22 protein-coding genes are annotated in these 21664 nt (G+C 69.2%); 3 read left to right on the top strand and 19 right to left on the bottom strand.

Going from position 1 to position 21664, the window contains the following annotated elements; translation table 11 throughout:
• Window positions 1–92: 92 nt before the first annotated feature.
• The 12 genes from GQ674_RS07945 to hisS form a co-directional block, all read right to left on the bottom strand.
• Entirely contained in the window at window positions 93–1691 is a 1599-nt protein-coding gene (locus GQ674_RS07945; RefSeq protein ID WP_159496624.1) for a calcineurin-like phosphoesterase family protein, read from the bottom strand.
• An 88-nt stretch (window positions 1692–1779) separates the two neighbouring features.
• Window positions 1780–2403 carry a bifunctional phosphoribosyl-AMP cyclohydrolase/phosphoribosyl-ATP diphosphatase HisIE gene (hisIE, locus tag GQ674_RS07940; protein WP_159496623.1) on the bottom strand — a complete coding sequence of 208 codons (624 nt, stop codon included), beginning with the start codon at window positions 2401–2403 and terminating at the stop codon, window positions 1780–1782.
• Entirely contained in the window at window positions 2393–3169 is a 777-nt protein-coding gene (gene hisF, locus GQ674_RS07935; protein ID WP_128097247.1) for an imidazole glycerol phosphate synthase subunit HisF, read from the bottom strand. The genes hisIE and hisF overlap by 11 nt, the downstream gene beginning before the upstream one ends.
• Window positions 3163–3897 carry a 1-(5-phosphoribosyl)-5-[(5-phosphoribosylamino)methylideneamino]imidazole-4-carboxamide isomerase gene (gene hisA / locus GQ674_RS07930; protein WP_159496622.1) on the bottom strand — a complete coding sequence of 245 codons (735 nt, stop codon included), beginning with the start codon at window positions 3895–3897 and terminating at the stop codon, window positions 3163–3165. The genes hisF and hisA overlap by 7 nt, the downstream gene beginning before the upstream one ends.
• The gene (gene hisH / locus GQ674_RS07925) at window positions 3894–4496 is read right to left on the bottom strand and encodes an imidazole glycerol phosphate synthase subunit HisH (RefSeq protein ID WP_159496621.1); all 603 of its coding nucleotides are present in this window, start codon (window positions 4494–4496) and stop codon (window positions 3894–3896) included. The genes hisA and hisH overlap by 4 nt, the downstream gene beginning before the upstream one ends.
• On the bottom strand, window positions 4493–5566 hold the full coding sequence (hisB, locus tag GQ674_RS07920; RefSeq protein WP_137189355.1) for a bifunctional histidinol-phosphatase/imidazoleglycerol-phosphate dehydratase HisB: 1074 nt from the start codon (window positions 5564–5566) through the stop codon (window positions 4493–4495). Before hisB ends, hisH begins: the two co-directional genes overlap by 4 nt.
• Entirely contained in the window at window positions 5563–6654 is a 1092-nt protein-coding gene (gene hisC, locus GQ674_RS07915) for a histidinol-phosphate transaminase (RefSeq protein ID WP_159496620.1), read from the bottom strand. The genes hisB and hisC overlap by 4 nt, the downstream gene beginning before the upstream one ends.
• Window positions 6651–7946 (bottom strand): histidinol dehydrogenase, encoded by a 1296-nt coding sequence (gene hisD, locus GQ674_RS07910; RefSeq protein WP_159499320.1) that lies wholly within the window; start codon window positions 7944–7946, stop codon window positions 6651–6653. The genes hisC and hisD overlap by 4 nt, the downstream gene beginning before the upstream one ends.
• Before the next feature lie 11 nt (window positions 7947–7957).
• Window positions 7958–8869, bottom strand: coding sequence for an ATP phosphoribosyltransferase (gene hisG, locus GQ674_RS07905; protein WP_137189353.1), 912 nt, complete (start codon window positions 8867–8869; stop codon window positions 7958–7960).
• 13 nt (window positions 8870–8882) lie between these two features.
• Window positions 8883–9209 (bottom strand): YerC/YecD family TrpR-related protein, encoded by a 327-nt coding sequence (locus GQ674_RS07900; protein WP_159496619.1) that lies wholly within the window; start codon window positions 9207–9209, stop codon window positions 8883–8885.
• 169 nt (window positions 9210–9378) lie between these two features.
• Window positions 9379–9672, bottom strand: coding sequence for a hypothetical protein (locus tag GQ674_RS07895; RefSeq protein ID WP_236546225.1), 294 nt, complete (start codon window positions 9670–9672; stop codon window positions 9379–9381).
• A complete protein-coding gene (gene hisS, locus GQ674_RS07890; protein ID WP_159496618.1) occupies window positions 9669–11066 on the bottom strand; it encodes a histidine--tRNA ligase in 1398 nt (465 codons plus the stop codon). Before hisS ends, GQ674_RS07895 begins: the two co-directional genes overlap by 4 nt.
• Window positions 11067–11205: 139 nt before the next feature.
• Here hisS and GQ674_RS07885 point away from each other — a divergent pair, with 139 nt between their 5' ends.
• Complete coding sequence (locus tag GQ674_RS07885) at window positions 11206–11958, top strand: helix-turn-helix domain-containing protein (protein ID WP_159496617.1); 753 nt, start codon at window positions 11206–11208, stop codon at window positions 11956–11958.
• A gap of 504 nt (window positions 11959–12462) precedes the next feature.
• On the opposite strand, the gene thrC is transcribed toward GQ674_RS07885, so the two are convergent.
• The 5 genes from thrC to GQ674_RS07860 all read right to left on the bottom strand — a co-directional run bounded on the left by thrC (window position 12463) and on the right by GQ674_RS07860 (window position 19328).
• Window positions 12463–13752: a threonine synthase gene (thrC, locus tag GQ674_RS07880; protein WP_159496616.1), complete on the bottom strand. Its 1290-nt coding sequence runs from the start codon at window positions 13750–13752 to the stop codon at window positions 12463–12465.
• A 34-nt stretch (window positions 13753–13786) separates the two neighbouring features.
• Complete coding sequence (locus GQ674_RS07875; RefSeq protein WP_159496615.1) at window positions 13787–14719, bottom strand: homoserine kinase; 933 nt, start codon at window positions 14717–14719, stop codon at window positions 13787–13789.
• Window positions 14716–17232 (bottom strand): bifunctional aspartate kinase/homoserine dehydrogenase I, encoded by a 2517-nt coding sequence (gene thrA, locus GQ674_RS07870; RefSeq protein ID WP_159496614.1) that lies wholly within the window; start codon window positions 17230–17232, stop codon window positions 14716–14718. The genes GQ674_RS07875 and thrA overlap by 4 nt, the downstream gene beginning before the upstream one ends.
• Before the next feature lie 353 nt (window positions 17233–17585).
• Window positions 17586–18533, bottom strand: coding sequence for a DMT family transporter (locus tag GQ674_RS07865; protein WP_159496613.1), 948 nt, complete (start codon window positions 18531–18533; stop codon window positions 17586–17588).
• Between the two features lie 72 nt (window positions 18534–18605).
• Window positions 18606–19328, bottom strand: coding sequence for an AraC family transcriptional regulator (locus GQ674_RS07860; RefSeq protein WP_159496612.1), 723 nt, complete (start codon window positions 19326–19328; stop codon window positions 18606–18608).
• A 120-nt stretch (window positions 19329–19448) separates the two neighbouring features.
• On the opposite strand from GQ674_RS07860, the gene GQ674_RS07855 reads away from it, so the two are divergent.
• Together GQ674_RS07855 and GQ674_RS07850 are read left to right on the top strand one after the other, a co-directional pair.
• The gene (locus GQ674_RS07855; protein WP_159496611.1) at window positions 19449–20270 is read left to right on the top strand and encodes a hypothetical protein; all 822 of its coding nucleotides are present in this window, start codon (window positions 19449–19451) and stop codon (window positions 20268–20270) included.
• Window positions 20267–20749 carry a GNAT family N-acetyltransferase gene (locus GQ674_RS07850; RefSeq protein WP_236546224.1) on the top strand — a complete coding sequence of 161 codons (483 nt, stop codon included), beginning with the start codon at window positions 20267–20269 and terminating at the stop codon, window positions 20747–20749. Before GQ674_RS07855 ends, GQ674_RS07850 begins: the two co-directional genes overlap by 4 nt.
• 4 nt (window positions 20750–20753) lie before the next feature.
• Here the strand turns inward: GQ674_RS07850 and GQ674_RS07845 are convergent, their stop codons facing one another.
• Both GQ674_RS07845 and GQ674_RS07840 read right to left on the bottom strand, forming a co-directional pair.
• On the bottom strand, window positions 20754–21041 hold the full coding sequence (locus GQ674_RS07845) for a hypothetical protein (RefSeq protein WP_128097292.1): 288 nt from the start codon (window positions 21039–21041) through the stop codon (window positions 20754–20756).
• Window positions 21042–21195: 154 nt separating this feature from the next.
• Window positions 21196–21645, bottom strand: a complete 450-nt coding sequence (locus tag GQ674_RS07840) for a PA2169 family four-helix-bundle protein (protein WP_128097293.1) — start codon at window positions 21643–21645, stop codon at window positions 21196–21198.
• Window positions 21646–21664: the final 19 nt, after the last annotated feature.

Here is a 21664-nt window from a genome sequence, read left to right as displayed (position 1 = left end):
GTGCGATTTTCGGCGATCGCCCGGGTTTGCAAAGCACGTAGCGCCGTACAGCAGCGTATGCAGCTGCTGCACGGTGCGCGGCAGGCACCTCGTCAAGGCTTGCCGACCTGCAGCCGGTAGCTGGTGCTGGCCGAGGCGGTGGGGCCATCGGCGTGAACCGCGCGCACTTCCACCTTGTGCTCGCCGGCCGCCAGGTTGGTGGGCAGCGCGCCGCGCCACAGGTGCGGCGACGGCGTCGCTTCGGGAGAGCGATCGAAACCGCGCAGGCGCTCGGCCTGGTCGTCGGCCACGTTCTCCACCAGCAGGCGCGGATCCGGCTGCTCCACCCGCTTCATGCTCTGCCAGGCACCACTGTCCACGCGGTACTCCACCAGCGTGTCGGCCTGGCCCATGAACACATTGGCGTACACACCCCACGCCGGGTAGGCATCCTTGCGCAGCACCTTGGGCGCGTGCAGGGCGATCTGGTAGTCGTCCGGGGCGCGGGCCACGTAGTAGCGCAGGCCGTAGTCGCCGCCGGGCTTGACCGACAACACCGCATAGCCGTTCGGCGTGCCGTCGCTCATGGTGGCATCGGGAATGCCGCTGCTGTCCTTCACGCCCGACCAGAACGCGCCACAGGCGGCGCCCACGTTGTACTCATGCAACGGCTTGCTGCCCTGCCAGCCCTCGGCGGCGCCATGGTAGTAGTGCTGCTGGGTGTGGCTGTGGCCGCTGAGCACCAGCACGTTGGGGAACACCTTGAGCATCTCGAACAGGCGCGTGCGGTCGGCGTGGCGGAAGGTTTCGCGGCCGGGCGCGGCATCGAACAGCGGAATGTGCATGCCCAGCACCACCAGGCGGTCGCGCGGCAGGCCCTTCAGGTAGTTGCCGAGGAAGGTGAACTGGTCCGGGCGCAGCCCGCCCACGTAGCTCGGCTTGGCGGCAGGGTCGTAGACCACGTCGTCGAGGAACACGAAGCTGGCCCCGCCCTCTTCCACCGCGTAGGTATCGGGCCCGTACACCGCGCGCCAGCTGTCGAGCGAGTGGCGGTCATCGCCGGCGTCAAAATCGAGGTCATGGTTGCCCGGCACGTGGAACCACGGCACCTGCAGCAGCGCGGTGGCCTTGTTGATGGTCGGGTACAGGTCCAGGTCGTCGTTGACGATATCGCCGAGCGTGGTGCCCAGCCGTGCCGGATGCTTGCCGATGATGGGGTCGACGATGGCGCGCTGGTAGTAGTCGATGTCCTGCCGGCTGGCGGTCTGCGAATCGGTGAAGACCAGCATCTCGAACCCGGCGCGCGCGGCGTCGCTGCCCTTGGCCGGTTCCAGCGCGAAGTCCCAGTTGCGCACGTTGCTGCCGGTGGCGCGGATACCGTCGTACTTCAGCCGCGGCGAGCCCTGCGGTGCGTAGTGGCGCCAGTACGACGGCAGCCCATTGCTGGCGGCCGGGAAACGGTACTCATCGGGCTTGATCACAAACACCGTCTGTCCGTCGCGCACCGGCAGGCTGTAGCTGCCGTCGGCGGCGGTACGCACGATCACCTCGCCGTTGGACACCTGCACCCCGGCCATGCCCGGGTCGGTCGGTCCGCGCCCCGGCTTGCCGTCGCGTTCCTGGTAGACCTTGCCGGTCACGGTCACCTCGGCGGCCAGGGCGGGTGCGGTAGTCAACAGCAGGCAAGCCAGCCAGGCAGCAGTGCGGGTCATCGGGACGGTCCGTTCGGGGTGGGTGATTGTAAAGCGGCACATCATCGCTTGTGCCGCGTTTCACCGACGTTAAACGCGATTCATGCGCTCACCCTGCGTGGCGCGCCGCCAGCACGGCCACCGCGTCGGCCAGCGACAAGCCGCGCGCCCGCAGCAACACGATCAGATGGAACAGCAAGTCGGCCGACTCGCCCAGCAGCGCCGCATCGTCCTGCGCCACCCCGGCCAGCGCGGTTTCCACGCCCTCCTCGCCCACCTTCTGCGCGATGCGACGGATCTCGCCGTCGAACAGCGACGTGGTGTAGCTGCCCACCGGGCGCTGCTGCTCGCGCTGGCGCACGAATGCATCAAGACGGCCCAGGAAGTTGCCCGGGGCCTGGTCGAAGCAGCTTTCGCTGCCGGTATGGCAGGTCGGGCCCGCCGGGCGCGCACTCACCAGCAGGGTGTCGTTGTCGCAGTCCACGCGCACCGCCACCACCGCCAGCACGTTGCCCGACGACTCGCCCTTGGTCCACAGGCGCTGCTTGCTGCGGCTGTAGAAGGTCATATGGCCGGTGGCCAGGGTCAGCTCCAGCGATTCGGCGTTGGCGTAGCCGAGCATCAATACGGTCAGGCTGTCGGCGTCCTGCACGACCACCGGCAGCAGGCCGTCGCCCTTGCTCCACTCCAGTCCGTCCAGCGCCTCGCGCGACGGCAGTACTTCAATAGACATCTCGAACCTCGATCTGCTGCTCGCGCAGGAACTGCTTGAGCGCGGGAATGGCAATGGCGCCACTGTGGAAAACGCTGGCGGCCAGGGCACCGTCGACATCGGCCTGGTCGAACACGTCGGCGAAGTGCTGCATCTCACCGGCACCGCCGGAGGCGATCAGCGGCACATGGCACAGCGCGCGCGCCTGGCGCAGCTGGGCTACGTCGTAGCCCCGGCGCACACCGTCGCTGTCCATGCAGTTCAGCACGATCTCGCCAGCGCCGCGACGCTGTGCCTCTACCAGCCAGTCCAGCGTGCGCACCGGCACGGCCTGGGTCTTGTCCGGGTCGCCGCTGAAGCGCCGCACCCGCCATTCGCCGTCGGCCTCGCGCACCGAATCGACGCCGACCACCACGCACTGCACGCCGAACGCGTCGGCCAGTTCCTCGATCAGCGCCGGGCGTCCCAGTGCCGGAGAGTTGATCGAAATCTTGTCGGCACCGGCATACAGCACGCGGCGGGCGGTCTCCACGTCGGAAATGCCGCCGGCCACGCAGAACGGAATGTCGATCAGGCGCGCGATGCGCTCGATCCAGCCCACGTCCACCGCACGGCCTTCGGGGCTGGCGCCGATGTCGTAGAACACCAGCTCGTCGGCGCCCTGGTCGCGGTACCGCAGCGCCAACTCGACGATGTCGCCCATGTCGACGTGGTCGCGGAAGCGCACGCCCTTGACCACGCGGCCGTCGCGCACGTCCAGGCAGGGAATCAGCCGACGGCTCAGCATGCCAGCGCCTCCGCCAGGGTCATGCGGCCTTCCAGCAGCGCCTTGCCCAGGATCGCGCCGCCGCAGCCCACCGCCCTGGCCTCGGCCACTTCGGCAGCGCTGCGCACGCCACCGGACGCCTGCACCGCCACGCCCGGCAGCAGAGTGGCCAGGTGCTGGTAGAGGTCGATGTTGGGGCCGGACAACATGCCATCGCGGGCGATGTCGGTACACAGCAGGTGGGTCATGCCGGCCTGCGCATAGCGCGTTGCCAGCACGTCCAGGGTGTCTTCGGCGGTCTCGGTCCAGCCGTGCACGGGCAGCAGCCAGCGGCCGTCGTCGGCCTGGCGGGCATCCAGCGCGATGGTCAGCCGCTCCGGGCCGAACTCGGCCAGCCAGCCGATCACCGTCTCGGGCGCGCGTACCGACACCGAACCGACCACCACGCGGGTAGCGCCGGCATCGAGAATGCGCGCCACGTCGTCGCGCGAGCGCACGCCGCCGCCGGTCTGCACCTTCAAGCCGGTCTGGCCGGCAATCGCCGACAGCAGCGGGGCCAGCGTGTAACCGCCGGCGCGTGCGGCATCCAGGTCGACCAGGTGCATCCAGGTGGCGCCGGCATCGGCGAATGCCTGCGCGCGCGGCAACGGGTCGTCGCCATAGGTGGTCTGCTGCGCGTAATCGCCCTGCAGTAGGCGCACCACGCGGCCTTCGCGGATGTCCAGGGCGGGATAGACGGTGAAACTCATGACGGTTCGTTCTCGATGAAGTTGCGCAGGATCCGGGCACCGGTGGCGGCCGAGCGCTCCGGGTGGAACTGGGCGCCGCTGTGCAGGCCGCGCTGTACCACTGCGGCGAACAGGCCGCCATGGTCGCAGGCGGCCACGGTGTGCTCGCCCAGTGGCGCCGCATAGCTGTGCACGAAGTAGGCGCTGGCGCGCTCGGGCACGCCGTCCAGCAGCATCGATTCGCGCAACGGCCGCAGCCGGTTCCAGCCCATGTGCGGCACGCGGATGCCGGTGGCCGGGTGCAGGTGGCGGACCACCCCGGGCATCAGCCCCAGGCATTCCACGTGGCCCTCTTCGGAGCCCTCGAACAACAGCTGCATCCCCAGGCAGATGCCCAGCAACGGCACCTGCAGGTCGCGCAGCGGTTGCACCAGGTCCTGCGCATGCAGGCGCGCCATGCCGTGCGGGGCCGCGCCCACGCCCGGCAGGATCACCCGCGACACGCCCCGCAGGCCCTTCGCATCGCGTACCAGCCGCACCTCCACGCCCAGCCGTTCCAGTGCATAACGCACCGAGCCCAGGTTGGCGCCGCCGGCATCGATCAGGGCAACCTCGGTCACAGCGCCCCCTTGGTGCTGGGCAGTGCGGTGCCCTGGCGCGGCAGCGCCTGGCGCAGGGCGCGGGCCAGTGCCTTGAAGCACGCTTCTACCTTGTGGTGGTCGTTGTCGCCGCGCACGCTCAGGTGCAGGTTGAGCCCGGCGGCGTCGCACAGCGACCGGAAGAAGTGCGGCACCAGCTCGGTGGGCATATCGCCCACGCGCTCGCGCTTGAACTCGCCTTCGAACACGAAATACGGCCGGCCGCTGAAATCCAGCGCCGCGCTGGCCAGGGTTTCATCCATCGGCAGGGTGAAGCCGTAGCGGCCGATGCCGCGCTTGTCGCCCAGCGCTTCCCGCAGCGCCTGGCCCAGCGCCAGGCCGGTGTCTTCGATGGTGTGGTGTTCGTCGATGTGCAGGTCGCCCTCGGCCTGCACGCTCAGCGCGAAGCCGCCGTGCTTGCCGATCTGCTCCAGCATGTGGTCGAAGAACGGCAGCCCGGTGTGGGTCTGCGGCTCGGCGGTACGGTCCAGGTCGACCTCGACGCGGATCCGGGTTTCCTTGGTGTTGCGCTGCACGGTGGCGCGGCGCGGTGCATCGGCCAGTTCATGGGCGATGCCGTTCCAGTCCCACTGCCCGCCGAACTGTTCGGTGCGCAGCTGGAAGCCGCGGATCTTCATGTTCTCGGCGAACTGGATGTCGGTGGGACGGTCGCCGACCATGCCCGATCGGGCCCAGTCGATGCTGCGGTCCTGCAGGTAGGGCAGCATCATGCCGATGCCCGGCTTGCGGGTGGGCGCGTTGTCGTGCGGCCAGGTGCCGTCGATCAGCACGTCACGGAATACGATGCCCTGGCTGGCGAAGATCTGCAGCATCAGGTCATTGGGGCCGTCGAAACTGGCCTGCGGGTAGCCTTCGCTGCCCAGGCCGTCCTGGTTGCTGACGATCACGAACTGGTAGCCGGCATCGCGCAGCTTGAGCATCGCCGGGATCACATCGCGCACGAAGCGGATCTTTTCATAGGCGTCGATCTGGAAATCGGCCGGCTCTTCAATCAGCGTGCCGTCGCGGTCCACGAACAGGATGGGGGTCATGCCGCTACCCTCCGCGCGGCCAGCGCACTGAGCACACGGTCGTTCTCCAGGGTGCTGCCGATGGTGATGCGCAGGGCGTCGTGCAGCTGTGGCGCGGCGCGCTGGTCGCGTACCACCACGCCGGCTGCCAGCAGCGCATCGAAGGCCTGCTGTGCATCAGTGAAGCGCACCAGCAGGTAATTACCCTGCGAGGGATATACGCGCAGCACACCGGGCAACACCGCCAAGGCCTGCTGCAGGCGTCCGCGCTCGGCCTTGATGCGCTCCACGCGCGAGGCGGTGAGCTGCAGGTTGCTGTCGCTCAAGCCCGCCAGGGCCAGCTCGGCGCAGGGGCCGGGAATCGGGTACGGCGCCTGGCAGCGGCGCAGCAGCGCGATCAGCGCCGGCGCGGCAATCAGGCTGCCGATGCGCGCCGCGGCCAGCGCGTGCGCCTTGGACAGCGTACGCAGCACGGCCACATTGTCGTAACGCGGCAGCAGCGTGACTGCCGACGGCAGCGCGGCGTACTCGGCGTAGGCCTCGTCCACCACCACCAGCGCCCTGCCCTGCAGCGCCGTGGCTACCCGTTCCACCTGTTCCAGCGCGATCGCGCTGCCGGCCGGGTTCGAAGGCGAACACAGGAACACCAGCTTGGCGTTGCCGGCCAGTGCGGTGGCGATCACCGCGTCGATATCGGCATTGAGCGCATCGCCGTCGTCACGCAGCGGCACCTCCAGCAGAGGCGCGTTCTGCAGCCGCGCGCAGACCGCGTACATGCCAAATACCGGCGGGGTCACCAGCACCGCATCGCGGCCGGGCTCGCACAGCGCGCGCACCAGCAGGTCGATCGCCTCGTCGCTGCCGCGGCCGATCAGCAGCTGCTCGGTCGCGCAGCCATACAGCTCGGCCAAGCGTGCACGCAGCGCGGCCGGCTGCGGATCCGGGTAGCGCCGCGCGCGACCTTCGCTGTCGGCCGGATTGGCCCAGGCCGACTCGTTGGCGTTCAGCCATACATCGCCCACCAGCGCGCTGCTGCGCGCCGACGAATAGCCCACAAAGGCCTGCAGGTCCGCACGGACCAGCGACATCACCGAAGCGGGCGCGCTCATGCGGCCACCTGCATGCGCAGTGCCACCGCATTTTCGTGCGCGTCCAGGCCTTCGGCGCGGGCCAGCGTGCGCGCGCAGCCGCCGATCGCGGCAATGCCCTGCGCGGTGGCCGACTGCACGCTGATCATGTTCTGGAAGCTGGCCACGCTGACGCCGCTGTAGGCACGCGCGGCACCGGCAGTGGGCAGCACGTGGTTGGTGCCGCTGCAGTAGTCGCCCAGCGCCTCCGGCGTGTAGTCACCGAGGAATACCGAGCCTGCCGCCTCGACCTGTTCCAGCCACGCGCGAGGGTCGCGCAGGGCCAGGATCAGGTGTTCGGGTGCGTAGCGGTTGCTGATCTGGAAGGCCTGCGCCAGCGAATCCACCAGGATCAGCCGCGAGGCCTGCAGCGCCTGGGTGGCGATGTCCCTGCGCGACAGACGCGCCAGCTGTGCCTGCACCTCAGCGTCGACCCGGCCCAGCAGGGCCGCGTCGTCGGTGAGCAGCAGCACCTGCGAATCGGGGCCGTGCTCGGCCTGGGACAACAGATCGGCAGCGACGAAGGCCGGGTTGGCGCCGGCATCGGCGATCACCAGCACTTCGGACGGACCGGCCGGCATGTCGATCGCCGCTGCACCGTCCTGGGCCACCTGCTGCTTGGCTTCGGTGACGAAGCTGTTGCCGGGGCCAAACAGCTTGTCGCAGGCCGGCACGCTGTCGGTGCCATAGGCCATCGCGGCGATCGCCTGCGCACCGCCCAGCTTGAACACGCGGTGCACGCCGGTCAGGCGCGCGGCCACCAGCACCGCCGGGTCGGCACTGCCGTCCTTGCGCGGCGGCGTGCACAGCACCACTTCGCGGCACCCGGCCAGTTGCGCGGGCACGCCCAGCATCAACGCGGTGGACGGCAGCGGTGCGCTGCCGGCCGGTACGTACAGGCCCACCCGGCCGATCGGCCGCACCACGCGCTCGCAGCGCACGCCCGGCGCGGTGTCCACTGCATAGCCCTCGCTCATGCCGGCCTTGTGGAACACGCCGATGCGCGCGGCCGCCTCGACCATCGCCTGGCGCAGGTCGGCCGGGACGGCTTGTTCGGCCGCGGCAAACTCGGCCTCGGTGACCTCAAACGATTCGGGGGCCACGCCATCGAAGCGCAGGCTGATCTCGCGCAGCGCGGCGTCGCCGTCAGCGCGCACGGCGGCGATCAACCCGGCCACCGCATCACGGGTCTGCGCGGCCACGGCCTGCACCGGGCGCTGCAGCGCCTGCACCTGCGCGCTGGCGTCCAGGGTGGACCACTCCACTACATTCATCGAAAGACGGTTCATGCCAGCGAACGCTCCACGCTCAATACCATCAGGCCCTGGGCGCCTGCGCGCTCCAGGTCTTCCAGCCGCTGCCAGGTCAAGGCGCCGTGGCACATGGTCTGCAGGCGCAGGTGGCCGCCGTCGTCGGGCAGCTGCACCAGCGGGTCGGCATCGGGCAGCAGCCGGGTCAGTTCGGACACCCGGTCCAGCGCGGCACGGAACATCAGCAGCTTGCTGTCCTGCACCTTGACCACGCCATCCAGCCGCCGCAGCAGCATCGCCATCAGGCCGGCGCGGGCGTCGTCGGGGGTCTTCACCGGGCCGGCCAGCACCGCTTCGCTTTCCAGCAGCGTTTCCACCGGCTTGAGCTGGTTGGCGGCCAGGGTGGCACCGCTCGAGACCAGGTCGCAGATCAGGTCGGCGGTGCCCAGGCGCGGCGCGATTTCCACCGACCCGGACAGTTCCACCACCTGCGCATCCACGCCGCGCGCGGCCAGCCAGTCGGCCAGGATTGCCGGGTAGCTGGTGGCGATGCGCTTGCCGGCCAGCTGCTCAACGCCGGTCCATTCCCATTCCTCGGGCACCGCCAGCATCAACCGGCATTGCCCGAAATTCAGGCCGCGCAGCGCCTGGTAGGCGTCCGGCAGGCCGATCCGGCGGCGCGCGGCGCCCTGTTCGTCCAGCTCGTTGCGGCCGACGATGCCGAAATCGCAGACGCCGTCGGCGATCAGCCCGGGGATGTCGTCATCGCGGACCAGCAGCAGGTCCACCGGCAGCGATTCGCCGTAGCAGAACAGCTTGTCGCGGCTCTGCCGCCAGCTCAGACCGCAGGCGGTGAGCAGGCTGCGCGCCGGCTCGGCCAGCCGCCCGTTCTTCTGGATGGCGATCCGCAGCCGGTCACGGGCCGGGGCGTTCTGGGTTGCACTCATGGGGGAGGCTCTCTTACTCGGATTCGGGGGGCGTAGGCGTGGCGGTGACGGCGATGGCGGCGGCATAGCCGCCGTGGCCATGCTCCAGCGAACGCGCCACGCGCCCGGTAGTGGTCACGCTGACGCCGGTCAGTTCGTGGATTTCGCGGTACGGCACGCCCTGCTGCAGCAGCGGGACCACCTTCCAGCGGTCCGACAGCGCCTCCAGCTCGGCCGGGGTGCACAGGTCGCGCAGGAACGCGGTGACCTGCTCGGGGCTGGACAGCGCGGCGAAGGCCGCCGCCAGGCAGGCCAGATCGGCCTGGGCGTCTTTTTCTCGGGGGGCGGGACGTAGTTTCATCGTATCAATGTAATAGCGTGCTATTACATTAGCGCAAATGAAGGGGCAGGGTCAAACCGGATTGGTGCCCGGATCGGGTTGGTTCAGGGCGGGAACGAAAAACGCCCGCTGAGCGGGCGCTTGTTTGGGGTGTGGGGCGTTCAAGGGCGTACCGACCAGCGGTCGGTACCTACGGGCACCTGACCTCGGCGCGGAGGGCGCCGCTGCGCAGGCACTCGCCGAACAGGCTGCCCTGGCGGCTCGGGATGGACTGGATGGCTTGCAGCTCCCCTGCCCCGTCCGGGCACTTCTGCCCGGCCAACCCGCGCAGGTCATGCTGCAACTGCTCCCGGTCGATCACGTGGCAGCGGTCGACCGTCAGCCGGTACTGGCCCGGACCGATCCGCTGGCTATGCAGCGCAGGATCGGTCCGGCACGCGGTCAGCAGGAGCAGCAGCGTTGCCGCCGCCCCCAGCCGCCTCACGGCATGACCTTGGCCTGCTCCAGTTCCACCTGCAGGGTGCTGGCCAGTTCCTCGCGCGACACCTCGAACTGCTGCTCGCGCAGCAGGTCCTTCACCGCTACCACGCCACGGGCCAGCTCGTCGTCACCGGCCAGCACCACGAAGCGAATCCCGGCCTTGGCCGCGTACTGGAACTGCTTGCCGATCTTCTTCGGCTCCATCTGCACTTCGGCGTTGATGCCACCGGCGCGCAGGCGACGGGCGATGTCCAGCGACTGCGGCAGGCTGGCGTCGTCCATCAGCGCCACCAGCGCGTGCACGCTGCTGTCTTCGATCCCCGCGATCAGGCCGGCTTCGCGCAGCTGCCAGAACAGGCGGGTCAGGCCGATGGAAATACCCACGCCCGGCAGCTTGGACTTGCTGTAGTGGCTGGCCAGGTCTTCGTACCGGCCACCGGAGCAGATCGAACCGATCTGCGGGTGGTCGGTCAGCGTGGTTTCGTACACGGTGCCGGTGTAGTAATCCAGGCCGCGCGCAATGGAGAAGTTGAGGCAGTACGCGGTTTCCGGCACGCCCAGCGCCTTGACCAGCTCCAGCACTTCGCGCAGTTCGGCCACGCCCACCTTCAGCGTGTCACTGGCGGCCGGATCGGCCAGCAGCGCGTCCAGCTGCGCCAACGCGTCGGCGTGGCTGCTGGAACGCACCGCCACGAAAGCCAGGATCCGCTCGACCTGCTCGGCCGGAATCGCGAAGCCCTCACCCACCAGCGTCTCGCGCACGTAGTCGGGCCCGCGCTTGTCCAGCTTGTCCACTTCGCGCAGCACCGCGAGCTGACGCTCGCCATCGGCCACGCCCAGGCTCTCGAAGAAGCCGCGCAGCAGCTTGCGGTTGTTCAGCTGGATGCTGAAGGCGCCGATGCTGAGCTCGGCGAACACCGCATGGATCACCGCCAGGACTTCGGCGTCATAACGGGTGCTCAGGGTGTCCTTGCCGATCACGTCGATGTCGCACTGGTAGAACTCGCGGAAGCGGCCGCGCTGGGCACGCTCGCCGCGGTACACGCGCTGCATCTGGTAACGACGGAACGGGAACGTCAGGTCGTGCTCGTGTTCGGCCACGTAGCGGGCCAGCGGCACGGTGAGGTCGAAGCGCAGGGCCAGCTCGGGCAGCGCCTTGTCGCCGGCTTCGGCGGCGTTGGCCAACGCGCCGGTGGACTGCACGAAATAGACCTGGCGCTCGGTTTCACCGCCGGACTTGGTCAGCAGCACGTCGGACAGCTCGAACACCGGGGTTTCCACCGGCAGGAACCCGAACCGCTCATAGTTGCGGCGGATGACGTCCAGCATGCGCTGGAACGCGATCTGCTCGCGCGGCAGCAATTCCATGATGCCGGGCGGCGTACGGGGCTTGATCACTTGCGGGACTCCTGCGAATCGGGGGATGAGCGTGGTGCATATTCTAGCCGCAGCCGGCGCGCCGGGCTGCGCTGATCGCGCCGGTCCGGGCCAATGGCCGCATGAAGTATCATAAGCAGGCCCCGCTCCCTGGTTCGACATGACCCGGCCCCACTCCGGTACCGCCCTTTCCGCCGTTGAAGATCCCGCCAGCCCGGGCTGCTCGCCGCTGCGCGACTGCCTGCACTGCTCGGTACGTCATCTGGCCGTGTGCTCGGCGCTGTCGCCCGACGAAGTGCTGGCGCTGGAACGGGTGACCGTGTCCCAGCCGCTGGCGCTGGGCGCCACCCTCGCCCGCAGCGGCGAACCGCGCCTACATGTCTATACGTTGACCGCCGGGGCGCTGCGCCTGGTGCGGACACTGGCCGACGGCCGCCGCCAGATCAGTGGGTTCGTGCTGCCCGGCGATTACCTGGGCCTGAGTGGCAACGACCACCATCGCTACGACATCGAAGCCATCGCCGACAGCCGCGTCTGCCGGGTGGCGCTGCCACAGATGAAAGAGCTGCGTGCGCGTTACCCGCACCTGGAGCGCAAGCTGCTGCAGCGCGCCTGCCAGGAACTGGACGCGGCGCAGGACGCGGCCATGTCGCTGGCCCGCCTGCAACCGGCGGAAAAGCTGGCCGATTTCCTGCTCCGCCTGGCTGCCCGCGAAGCCCGCCTGGGTGGCAACGGCCTGCGCGTGACCTTGCCCATGGGCCGCGGCGACATCGCCGACCACCTTGGGCTGACCATGGAAACGGTGAGCCGCACGTTCACCAAGCTTCGCCAGCAGGGCCTGATCGCCCTGCCCCACCTGAACACCGTCGAGATCCTCGACGAAGCCGCACTGCAGACGCTTTCCGGCGAGTAACTGGTAGCACCGGGCTCTGCCCGGCTTGCATCAGACATCATGACCCCGGAACGAACGGCAGCCGGGCAGAGCCCGGCGCTACGTGAGCGGCCCCTCCGGCGATTGGCGCGTGGAACCGGGCTCTGCCCGGCTTGTATCAGACATCATGACCCCGGAACGAACAGCAGCCGGGCAGAGCCCGGCGCTACGTGAGCAGCCACTCCGGCGATTGGCGCGTAGAGCCGGGCTCTGCCCGGCTTGCATCAGACGTCATGACACCCGTAACGAACGGCAGCCGGGCAGAGCCCGGCGCTACGTGAGCAGCCACTGCGGCGATTGGCGCGTAGAGCCGGGCTCTGCCCGGCTTGTATCAGACATCATGACCTCCGAAACGAACGGCAGCCGGGCAGAGCCCGGCGCTACGTGAGCAGCCACTGCGGCGATTGGCGCGTAGAGCCGGGCTCTGCCCGGCTTGTATCAGACATCATGACCCCGGAACGAACAGCAGCCGGGCAGAGCCCGGCGCTACGTGAGCAGCCGTTCGCGTAACGCTGCGTATTCCGGCGCGCACGGCTGCGCGTGCGCCGGCCGCTGCAGCAGCGCCGACAGCGACGGCGGCACGTCCAGCGCCCGGCCGATCAACGGTTCCACCACCGATTCGAACTTGGCCGGGTGCGCCGTCGCCGCGACCGCCCAATCCCCCTGCATGCCATCGGCACGCAACGCCTCCAGCACCGCCACCGCGGTGGCGGTATGCGGGCAGAACACTTCACCTGCCTGTGCCCAGCGCCGCACGATCACTGCACGGATCGCCGCATCGTCCACCGCCTCCACGTGCAGGTCCGCGCGCAGCGCCGCATCGTCGCCGGCATACAGCCAGCGCAGCCGCTCGAAGTTGCTCGGCGCGCCCACGTCCATCGCATTGGCCAGGGTCGCCACGCTGGTCGCCGGCTGGTACGCGCCACCCTGGAAGAAGCGCGGCAGCACGTCGTTGGCGTTGGTGGCCAGTGCGACCTGCCCCAATGGCAGGCCCATCGCCCGGGCCAGCAGCGCGGCCATCGCATTGCCCAGGTTGCCGGTGGGGACCACCAGGTTGAGCACGTTGCCGGTACGGGCGTGGTGTTCCAACGCGGCATGGGCGTAGTAACTCATCTGCGGCAGCCAGCGCCCCAGGCTGATGCTGTTGGCCGAACTCAGTGGCACGCGGGCCTGCAGCTCGCGGTCGCCCAAGGCCTGCTTCACCATCGCCTGGCAGTCATCGAATGAGCCGGCCACGCGCAGCGTGTGGATGTTGTCGCCGAAGCACCCCAGCTGGTGCGCCTGCCGGGGCGACACGCGCCCATCCGGGTACAGCACCATCACGCGGATGCCCGGTTGGCCGTGGAAGGCCGCCGCTACCGCCGCGCCGGTATCGCCGGAGGTGGCCACCACGATCGTCAGCGGTTGCTCGCGGTCGCGCTGCAACTCGGCCAGGCTGGCCGCCAGGAAGCGCGCACCGAAATCCTTGAACGCTGCGGTGGGACCATGGAACAGCTCCAGCACATGGTCGCCAGGGGTGCTCAGGGCGCGCAGCGGCGCGGGGAAATCAAAGGCGTCGGCGCACAGCTTGGACAGGTACGGTGCCAGCGCATCGCCTTCGAAGTACGGTGCCAGCACCGCGGCGGCATCCAGGGCCAGCGAGCCCTGCGGCTGCCACGCTGACGCCTGCGGGCGCTGCGCCGGAACATACAGGCCGCCGTCGGGAGCCAGCCCGGCGGCAATGGCTTGGCTGAGCGTGGCGGGCGGTGCGGTGTGACGGGTGGAAACGAAATTCATCGGTCATCCTGGAAGAAAGTAATAAACACCACACTCACAGCAACTGCGCGCCCGGCGCGTTCAAGGGCGAGACCCACCCCTGGCTGTCGAACCCGGCGTCGGCGAAGGCCTGCTGCACCGCCGCCTGCGCCGCCAGCGCGGCGTCGCGCCGCTCGAACCAGGCGAACAGGCTCGGCCCGGCACCGGAAATGCTGGCCCCCATCGCACCGGCTGCCAGCGCCGCATCACGTGCGGTATGGAAGCCCCCAATCAATCCCGCGCGGCGCGGCTCCACCAGCACGTCGCGCAGCCCGGCACGCACCAGCGACGCATCGGCGGTGAAGCAGCCGCTCAGCACCAGCGCGAGGTTGGCACTCTGTTCAACGAACTCGCCCAGCGCGTAGCTGCCCTGCAGCGCCGCGCGGGCACGGCGCGTTTCCAGCACGGCCTCCGGATGCACCAGCAGGCTGTGCCAGGCGTCGGGCACGGGAATCGGCACCAGCCGCTCGGCCGTGCTCAACACCAGCCCGCCCAGCAGCATCGGGCCCAGGTTGTCGCCGTGCCGCCCGCCGCTGGCCACCGCCTCGCCCTCCAGCGCGAACGGATACAGCGCCTTGCGCGACAGCGGCGCGTCCAGCAGCGCATTGGCCGCCACCAGCGCGGCCACGCAGGACGCCGCCGATCCGCCCATGCCCGACCCCAGCGCGATGCCCTTGTCGATCTCCACCTCGAATCCGAACGGCAAGGCCAGCGCCTCGCGCAGCGCGATCAACGCCGCACCTGCGGTATTGTCCGGCGCGTGCAGCGGCAGCGCGAACGGGGTGCCGCGGATGGCCGCAATGCGCACCTCCGGCGCGTCGATACGGCGCACCGTCACCGTGTCGCCAACACCGGCGATGGCATGTCCCAAGATGTCGAAGCCCACCGCGGCGTTGCCCACCGAAGCTGGCGAGAACGCCCGTGCCACGTTGTCATCACCACGACTCACAGGCGCGCTCCTTCGCCCACCGCCACCCGCAGCACATCGGCGAATACGCCAGCGGCGGTCACTTCGGGGCCCGCACCCGGGCCCTGCACCACAAGCGGGTTGTCGCAGTAGCGTCGCGTGGTGAACTGCACCACGTTGTCGGTCAGGCGCAGGTTCGCGAACGCGTGCCCGGCCGGCAGCTCAACCAGCCCCACCTGCGCACCCTCGGGCGACAGCCGTGCCACGTAACGCAACACCGCGCCCCGCGCCTGGGCCGCGGCCAGGCGCTCGGCGAAGACCGCATCCACCGCATCCAGCCCGGCCATGAACTCCTCCACCCCGGCCTGACGCAGCGCCTCGGGCACCAGGCTCTCCACCTGCACCTGCTCCAGGCTCAGGCCACGCCCGGCCTCGCGCGCGAGGATCACCAGTTTGCGCGCCACATCCACGCCTGACAGGTCATCGCGCGGGTCCGGCTCGGTATAGCCCATGCCGCGGGCCTGCGCCACCAGCTGCGAGAACGGTACCTGCCCGTCGTACTTGTTGAACAGCCACGCCAGCGTGCCGGAGAAGATGCCGTCAATGGCCAGCACTTCGTCGCCGGTATCGACCAGGTCGCGCAACGTGGTGATCACCGGCAGGCCGGCTCCCACCGTGGCTTCGTAGCGGAAACGCGCACCGCTGGCGGCGGCCGCCTCGCGGATGGCCTGGTAGCGCGGCAGCGGGCCTGCGCCGGCCTGTTTGTTCGGGGTTACCACATGGATGCCGGCCGCCAGCCACCCGGCGTAGCGGTCGGCCACCTCGGCGCTGCCGCTGCAGTCGATGACCAGCGCATGCGGCAGGTGGGCCGACAACAGGTGTTCGGTAAAGGCGTCCAGGTCGGTGGCTTCGGACGATGCGGCCAGCGCGCTGCGCCAGTCGCCATGCAGGCCGCGCTGATCGAGCACCATGCGGCTGCGCGAGGCCACCGCGCGCAGACGCAGGTCGACGTTGGCACGCCCGAGCAGCTGCGACTGCGCCGCCTGCAGCTGGTCCAGCAGCGCCGCGCCGACGTTGCCCGGCCCGATCACGCCCACCGAGAAGGTCTGCGGTGACAGCCAGAACCCGGCATGGGCGGCGCGCAGCGCCTTGGTGGCGTGCCGGCTGTCGACGGCGACCGAGATGTTGCGCTCGGACGAGCCCTGCGCGATCGCCAGGATGTTGACCTGCGCCCGCCCCAGCGATTCAAACAGGCGTGCGGCCACGCCCGGCTGCCCGGCCATGCCATCGCCCACTGCCGCCAGCACGCTGACGTTGTCGGTGAGCTGCACGCGCTGCACCTGGCCAAGGTTGAGTTCATGGGCAAACGCCTGCAGCAGTGCATCGCGCGCGCGCGCCGCTTCGGCCTGCTTGACCACGCAGCAGATCGAATGCTCCGACGATCCCTGCGAGATCATCACCACCGACACATGCGCGTTGCGCAGCGAGGCGAACACCCGCTCGGCCGTACCCGGCACGCCGATCAGACCGGTGCCCTCCAGGTTCAGCACGGCCAGGTCCGGGCTCAGCGTCAGGCCCTTGATCGGCCCGGCAACGGTCCGTTCGGCGGTGATGCGCGTGCCCGGGTGGAGGGGATTGAAGGTGTTGCGGATGATGATCGGCAGGCCGCGCTCGATCGCCGGCGACATCGTCTGCGGGTGCACCACCTTCGCCCCGAAGTACGCCAGCTCGCAGGCCTCGTCGTAGCTGAGGGCGTCCAGCTGCACGGCCTCCGGCACCACGCGCGGGTCGGCCGAGAGCACGCCATCCACATCGGTCCAGATATGCAGTTCGTCGGCGTTGAACAGCGCTGCGAAGATCGCGCCGGAATAGTCGCTGCCGTTGCGGCCCAGGGTGGTGATGCGGTCGCGGCGGTCGCGGGCCACGAAACCGGTGGCGACCACCCGCGGCGACGGGTGCGCCTCACGCCAGCGTGCGAGGCGCTGTGCGCTCTGCACCCAGTCCACGTCCACGCCCAGCTCGCCACGATCCACCACCAGTACATCCCGTGCGTCGAGCACGGCGCATTCCTCGCCCAGGCTCTGCAGGTACTGGCCAAGCAGCTGCGCCGAGTACACCTCGCCCAGCCCCTGCACCCGGTCCAGCACTTCCACCGGCAGCTCGCCGATCACCGCCAGTGCACCGAGAACCTCGGCAAGGTGGTCGAACCGGGCGTCCAGCCACTCCACCGTCAGGCCGGCGTGCTCACCCAGCAACGCCACCGCGGCACCGCGATGACGTGCGCGCAATGCATGCCACGCGTCGCGCCAGTGCGGCGCATCGTCGGCCGCCAGACCGGCCACCGCGATCAGCGCATCGGTGACGCCCTTCATGGCCGACACCACGGTGACCTGCACCGCTTCCTCGCGTGCCAGCAGCAGCTGGGCCACATGGCGGTAGCGCTCGGCATCGGCCACCGAGGTGCCGCCGAATTTATGCACGATGGTGGAGGTGGCGGCCCGAAGTCCGGGGGCAGCGGGTTCAGCGACAGCAGGCAGGACGGCGACGGATGACATGAAGACCTCGATTCGAGGCCCCGCATCGGGTCAGGTTGAAGGCGCTCCCCCGCAACCTGTTCCGGGTGCGGGGCCGTTGTTTTCGGAAATTACGCGAAGACGACGGGCCGCACCAGGCGAGTGGTGACGGTGGTAATGGTGGTGGTACCGGTGGTCTGCGCAGGCACGGCTCGACCGGCCGCGAGGGCGGAGGTGCAGCGCTGGGCGGTGGCGGGGACGAAGACCATGGGGCAAGAAAACTACGCCGCCGGGGGGCTTGTCAAGTGTTGCAGTGCAAAATCAACCTGGGGGCGATCGGCCTGCATCGTCGGCAAAAAGGTTGCGAATGAGACCATGCAGCTGCGCCAACGCGATCAGCCCGCATGTTCGGTGATTGCACGTGGGGGCCGGTGTGCATGGGCGCACATCAGCACCCCGGAAACCAGGCACACGATCGCCACCGTCTCCATCGCCGTGGGCCATCGCTGTTGCCAGGCGAACCCGTACAGCAGCGCGAACAGGGTCTCGAACACGATCATCTGCCCGGTCAGGGTCAGCGGCAGGTTGCGGCTGGCCCGGTTCCAGCACGCGTTGCCCAGCACCGACGCCACCACGGCCACGCCGGCGCTGATCAGCCAGAACCAGCCCCAGTCCACCACGGCGTGGGGTGCGTTCGGCAGCAGGAAGGCACTGGGCACCAACAACAGCGCCAGCGCGCCGGTCGCCACGCCGGTCAGCAGCGACCAGTCGTGCCCGGACAGGTCTGCCCGCCGCGCCAGCCAGCGGCTGTTGCCGATCGAATAGACCGCCCACGAAAACAGCGCGCCCAGCGCACACAGCAGGCCCAGCAGGCGGCGGCCGGTGGAACCCTGCGCGTGCTCGGCCTGCAGCGCCTCGTAACCCACCAACGCCACGCCGGCCAGGCACAGCAGCAGCGCGGGCGCCAGTTTGCGCAGCGGCACGGCGCCCTTCTCGCGCACGCCCGCCAGCGTCACCACGACCGGAATCAGGCCCACGATCAGTGAGGCCGCCGCGCCACCGGCCCACTGCACGGCATTGGCCAGCAGCACGAAATACACCAGATTGCCGGCCAGGCTCAGCCAGAGCAGGCCGCGCCACTCGGCGATGCCGATACGCGTGCGCAGGTCGCGCCAACGCGGCGCCAGCAGCACCACGGCGATCAGGCCGTAGACCAGATAGCGGCCCGCCGAGAGCTGCACCGCGCCAAACTGGCTCAGCATCGCCGGGGCCAGGAACACCACGCCCCACAGCGCACCGGCGGCAATCCCGTTGGCGATGCCCACTCCCATCGATCGATTCATCTGCGTGCGTGCACCGCTGCCGGAAAGAAGGCGCCAGTGTAGGCATCGGCGCGGTAGCAATCTTGACCCAGGCTACTGCCGCTGGCGGCGCCGGTACTCGGCCGGACTCATGCCCCATTCGCGACGCAACGCCCGGGTCAGTGCGCTCTGCTCGGAATAGCCAGCGTGCTGGGCAATCTGGGCGATGGTCGCATCGGTGGTGGCCAACTGCCCGCGCGCCCAGCGCAGCCGGCAGCTGCTCAGCCAGGCCTGTGGGCTCAACCCGAATGCCTGGCGGAACAAGGCATGCGCGCGGCTGACGCTGACGCCCACCTCGGCCGCGATGCGCTCCACCGGCCACGCGTGTCCTGGTTGGCGTTCAATGCGCGCGCATACCGCCTGCAGGCGCGTCGCACTGCCGGCCAGCGAAAATGCGTGCAGCAGCAGCGGCATTTCGCGTGCCACCACCGCAGCGTCGATCTGCCCGGCGCCCGCCACGCAGACCCGGCGCGCCATCGCACGTACCGGCGCAGGCAGCGCCAACACCGGCTGCTGCGCCAGGCACTGCAGAGTGTCGTCATCCAGCAGCGCGGCCGGGCAATCCACGATCAGGAAGCGGTCATCCTGCAGCGCGCTTTGCGCGTGCCCCGCCGACGGCGCCACGAACGCGCCCTGCCACACGTCCAGGCGTGCGCCGCGCCCCTCCAGCTCGAAGGCCAGTTCGCCCTGCAGCGGCACCACCCATTGCGCGAAGTCATGCCGGTCCACGCTGGACGTGCGACCGTAGCGACGCAGGTTGAAGGCAGCGGTGAACATGGCGATAAGCGCGCGGAACCGGGAAACAAGCAGTCTGCGCGCCACATGACCCCGGTGCAACAAGGGCTGTGCGGGCCGGTGATATAGTCGGAACCGTCCAGTCAGCAAGGAGTGCATGCCGTGACGACCCGTTCCACTCTGCCTACGCGACAGCGCCGCCGGTTTCCGACCCTGCTCACGCTCCTGGCCGTGGGTCTTCCCTTGACCACCGCCCACGCCGAATCCCCTGCCCCGGTGTCCGTCGCGCGCACTGCGCCGGGCCCGCACTGCATGGACGCCAAGGGCCTTCTGGAAATGAACCAGAGCAGCCCTGACAGCATCACCTTGCTGGATCGCGACCAGTCACCGTGGCGGCTGCGCTTCAGCGCCGCCTGCCCGGGACTGCTCGCCGCCGAAGACCCGCGCATTGCCGCTGTCGACAGCTGGGTCTGTGGCACCGGCAATGAACGGGTCGTTGCCGGCGACACAGCCTGCCCCATCACCGCGGTGGACCGGATCAGCCGCCGCGAATTCGCACAGCACGCAAAGCAGAGCGGCGTTGCGCGCCCGGTTACGCTGGGCACGGTGAATGTCACCGAGCATCGGCGCACCTTCCGCGGTTCACCGTCGTACTGCTTCAACACCCGCCACGTGCGCAGCTGGAGCGAAAGCCCGCAGGGCTTCACCGTGGAAACCAACCCGCGCTATTCCGGTGGCCACCGGCACTACGTCATTGAAGTGGCGTCGTCCTGCGGCGAGCTGGTGCATTCGCCGCAGGTACGCTTCCATTCCGGTTTCAATACCGGCGTCATCTGCGGGCACCCGGGCGACCGGCTGGAAGTGATCCCCACGGTGGACCCCATCCTGGTCGCAATCTCCGAACGTGGGCCCCTGCCGGAACCGCCCATCAACCGCACGCTGTCGCGTTGCGCGATCCTCGCCGTCTACCCGGCTGCGCCGTGACCGCCCTGCTCCGGGTGACGTTGAGCGACCGGCCCCAGCTGCTGCCGGAGGTCGCGGCCTGGTACTTCGCGCAGTGGGGACACCACGTGCCTGGTAGGACGTTGGCCGACGAATGCGAACGGCTGGAGGTATTCCTGCAGCCCGACGCCCTGCCGATGTTGTTGATCGCGATGCAGGGTGACCGCCCTGTCGCGGCCGCGCAGCTGAAGTTCCACGAACGCGAGGAACGCCCGGAACGTCTTCACTGGCTGGGCGGCGTGTACGTGGATGCCACGCAACGCGGCAAGGGCATCGCCGAGGCGCTGATCGCCGACCTGATGGCACGTGCCGCCAGCGAGGGCGTGCGCGAGGTGTACCTGCAGACCGAAGCCGACGATGGCGGCCTGTACCGCCGGCTGGGATGGGAACCGCTGGAGTCGATCCAGCACGCCGGCGGGTTTCCGGTGCGCATCATGGTGCGACGGCTTTCGCCGCCGTGATGGGTCAGCGCGCGCGCACCGGCTGCGGTGCGGGACGGTCGGCGAGCGAGCCCAGCGTGAACGTGTAGCCCGCCTCTTCCAGCAGCTTGCGCATGCGTAGTTCGGCGCGCTTCGGGTAGGCCAGCGACAGCGGCGCATGCAGCGCATAGGACGTGGACTTGCCCGGCATCGTATCGCGGGTCACCGACGACTGATTCGTTTCACAGGCATTGGACCACAGGTCCGACAGCACCTTCGGTCCGATGGATTGATTGTTGCCAAGCCGAAGTGTCAGCCAACGCATGTGTTCCATAACAGATCCAGTCAGGCCTTTCGATCGAGTATGCACCAAATCCCCACCCCCCGTACGGCGGCGTCCGGCCCCCTTACGCAGACAGCCCCGGGAATCCCGGGGCTGTGTGCGCGTGTTCATCTGGCGCCGGTCAACGCGCCCGTATTGCCAGGTGTCAGTGCTTCATCGCATGTTTGCGGTCGCGCATCACCGCATGGCATTCCTGCACCTGCGGCAGCAAGCGCTGCACTTCCTGGCGGGCAGCCGGGGTGGTGTCGCTGTCGGTGAGGGTGTCCTTGAACGCCTTCAGCAGACGGTCTTCAGACTCTTCCAGTTCGGCAACATAGCCATACTGAGTGTCGCCCAGGGTGGCGCGGACCTTGCCGTAGAACTGCTGCATCGAACCCACCACCGTGCCGTGGTCGGCCGGCTTGCCACCGGCGGCCAGAACCGTGGCGCTGAGCGAGCGGACGAGTTCGTCCTTCACCCCGGCGATGCGGGTGAACAGCGCAGACAGTTCGGCATCCTTCACCTTGCCCGCAGCTTCGGTGTAGAAATCCTTGCCGTCGCGGGCGATTTCAATCAGGTCGTTCAAGGTGTGGGTGGTCTTGGTTTCGGTAGTCACTGGTGATGCTCCTGTGGTG

The sequence above is a fragment of the Stenotrophomonas sp. 364 genome, assembly GCF_009832905.1.
Lineage (GTDB): Bacteria > Pseudomonadota > Gammaproteobacteria > Xanthomonadales > Xanthomonadaceae > Stenotrophomonas > Stenotrophomonas maltophilia_AP.
The sequence above is the reverse complement of the archived record's forward strand: the minus strand, read 5'-3'. Positions and strand labels throughout refer to the sequence as shown.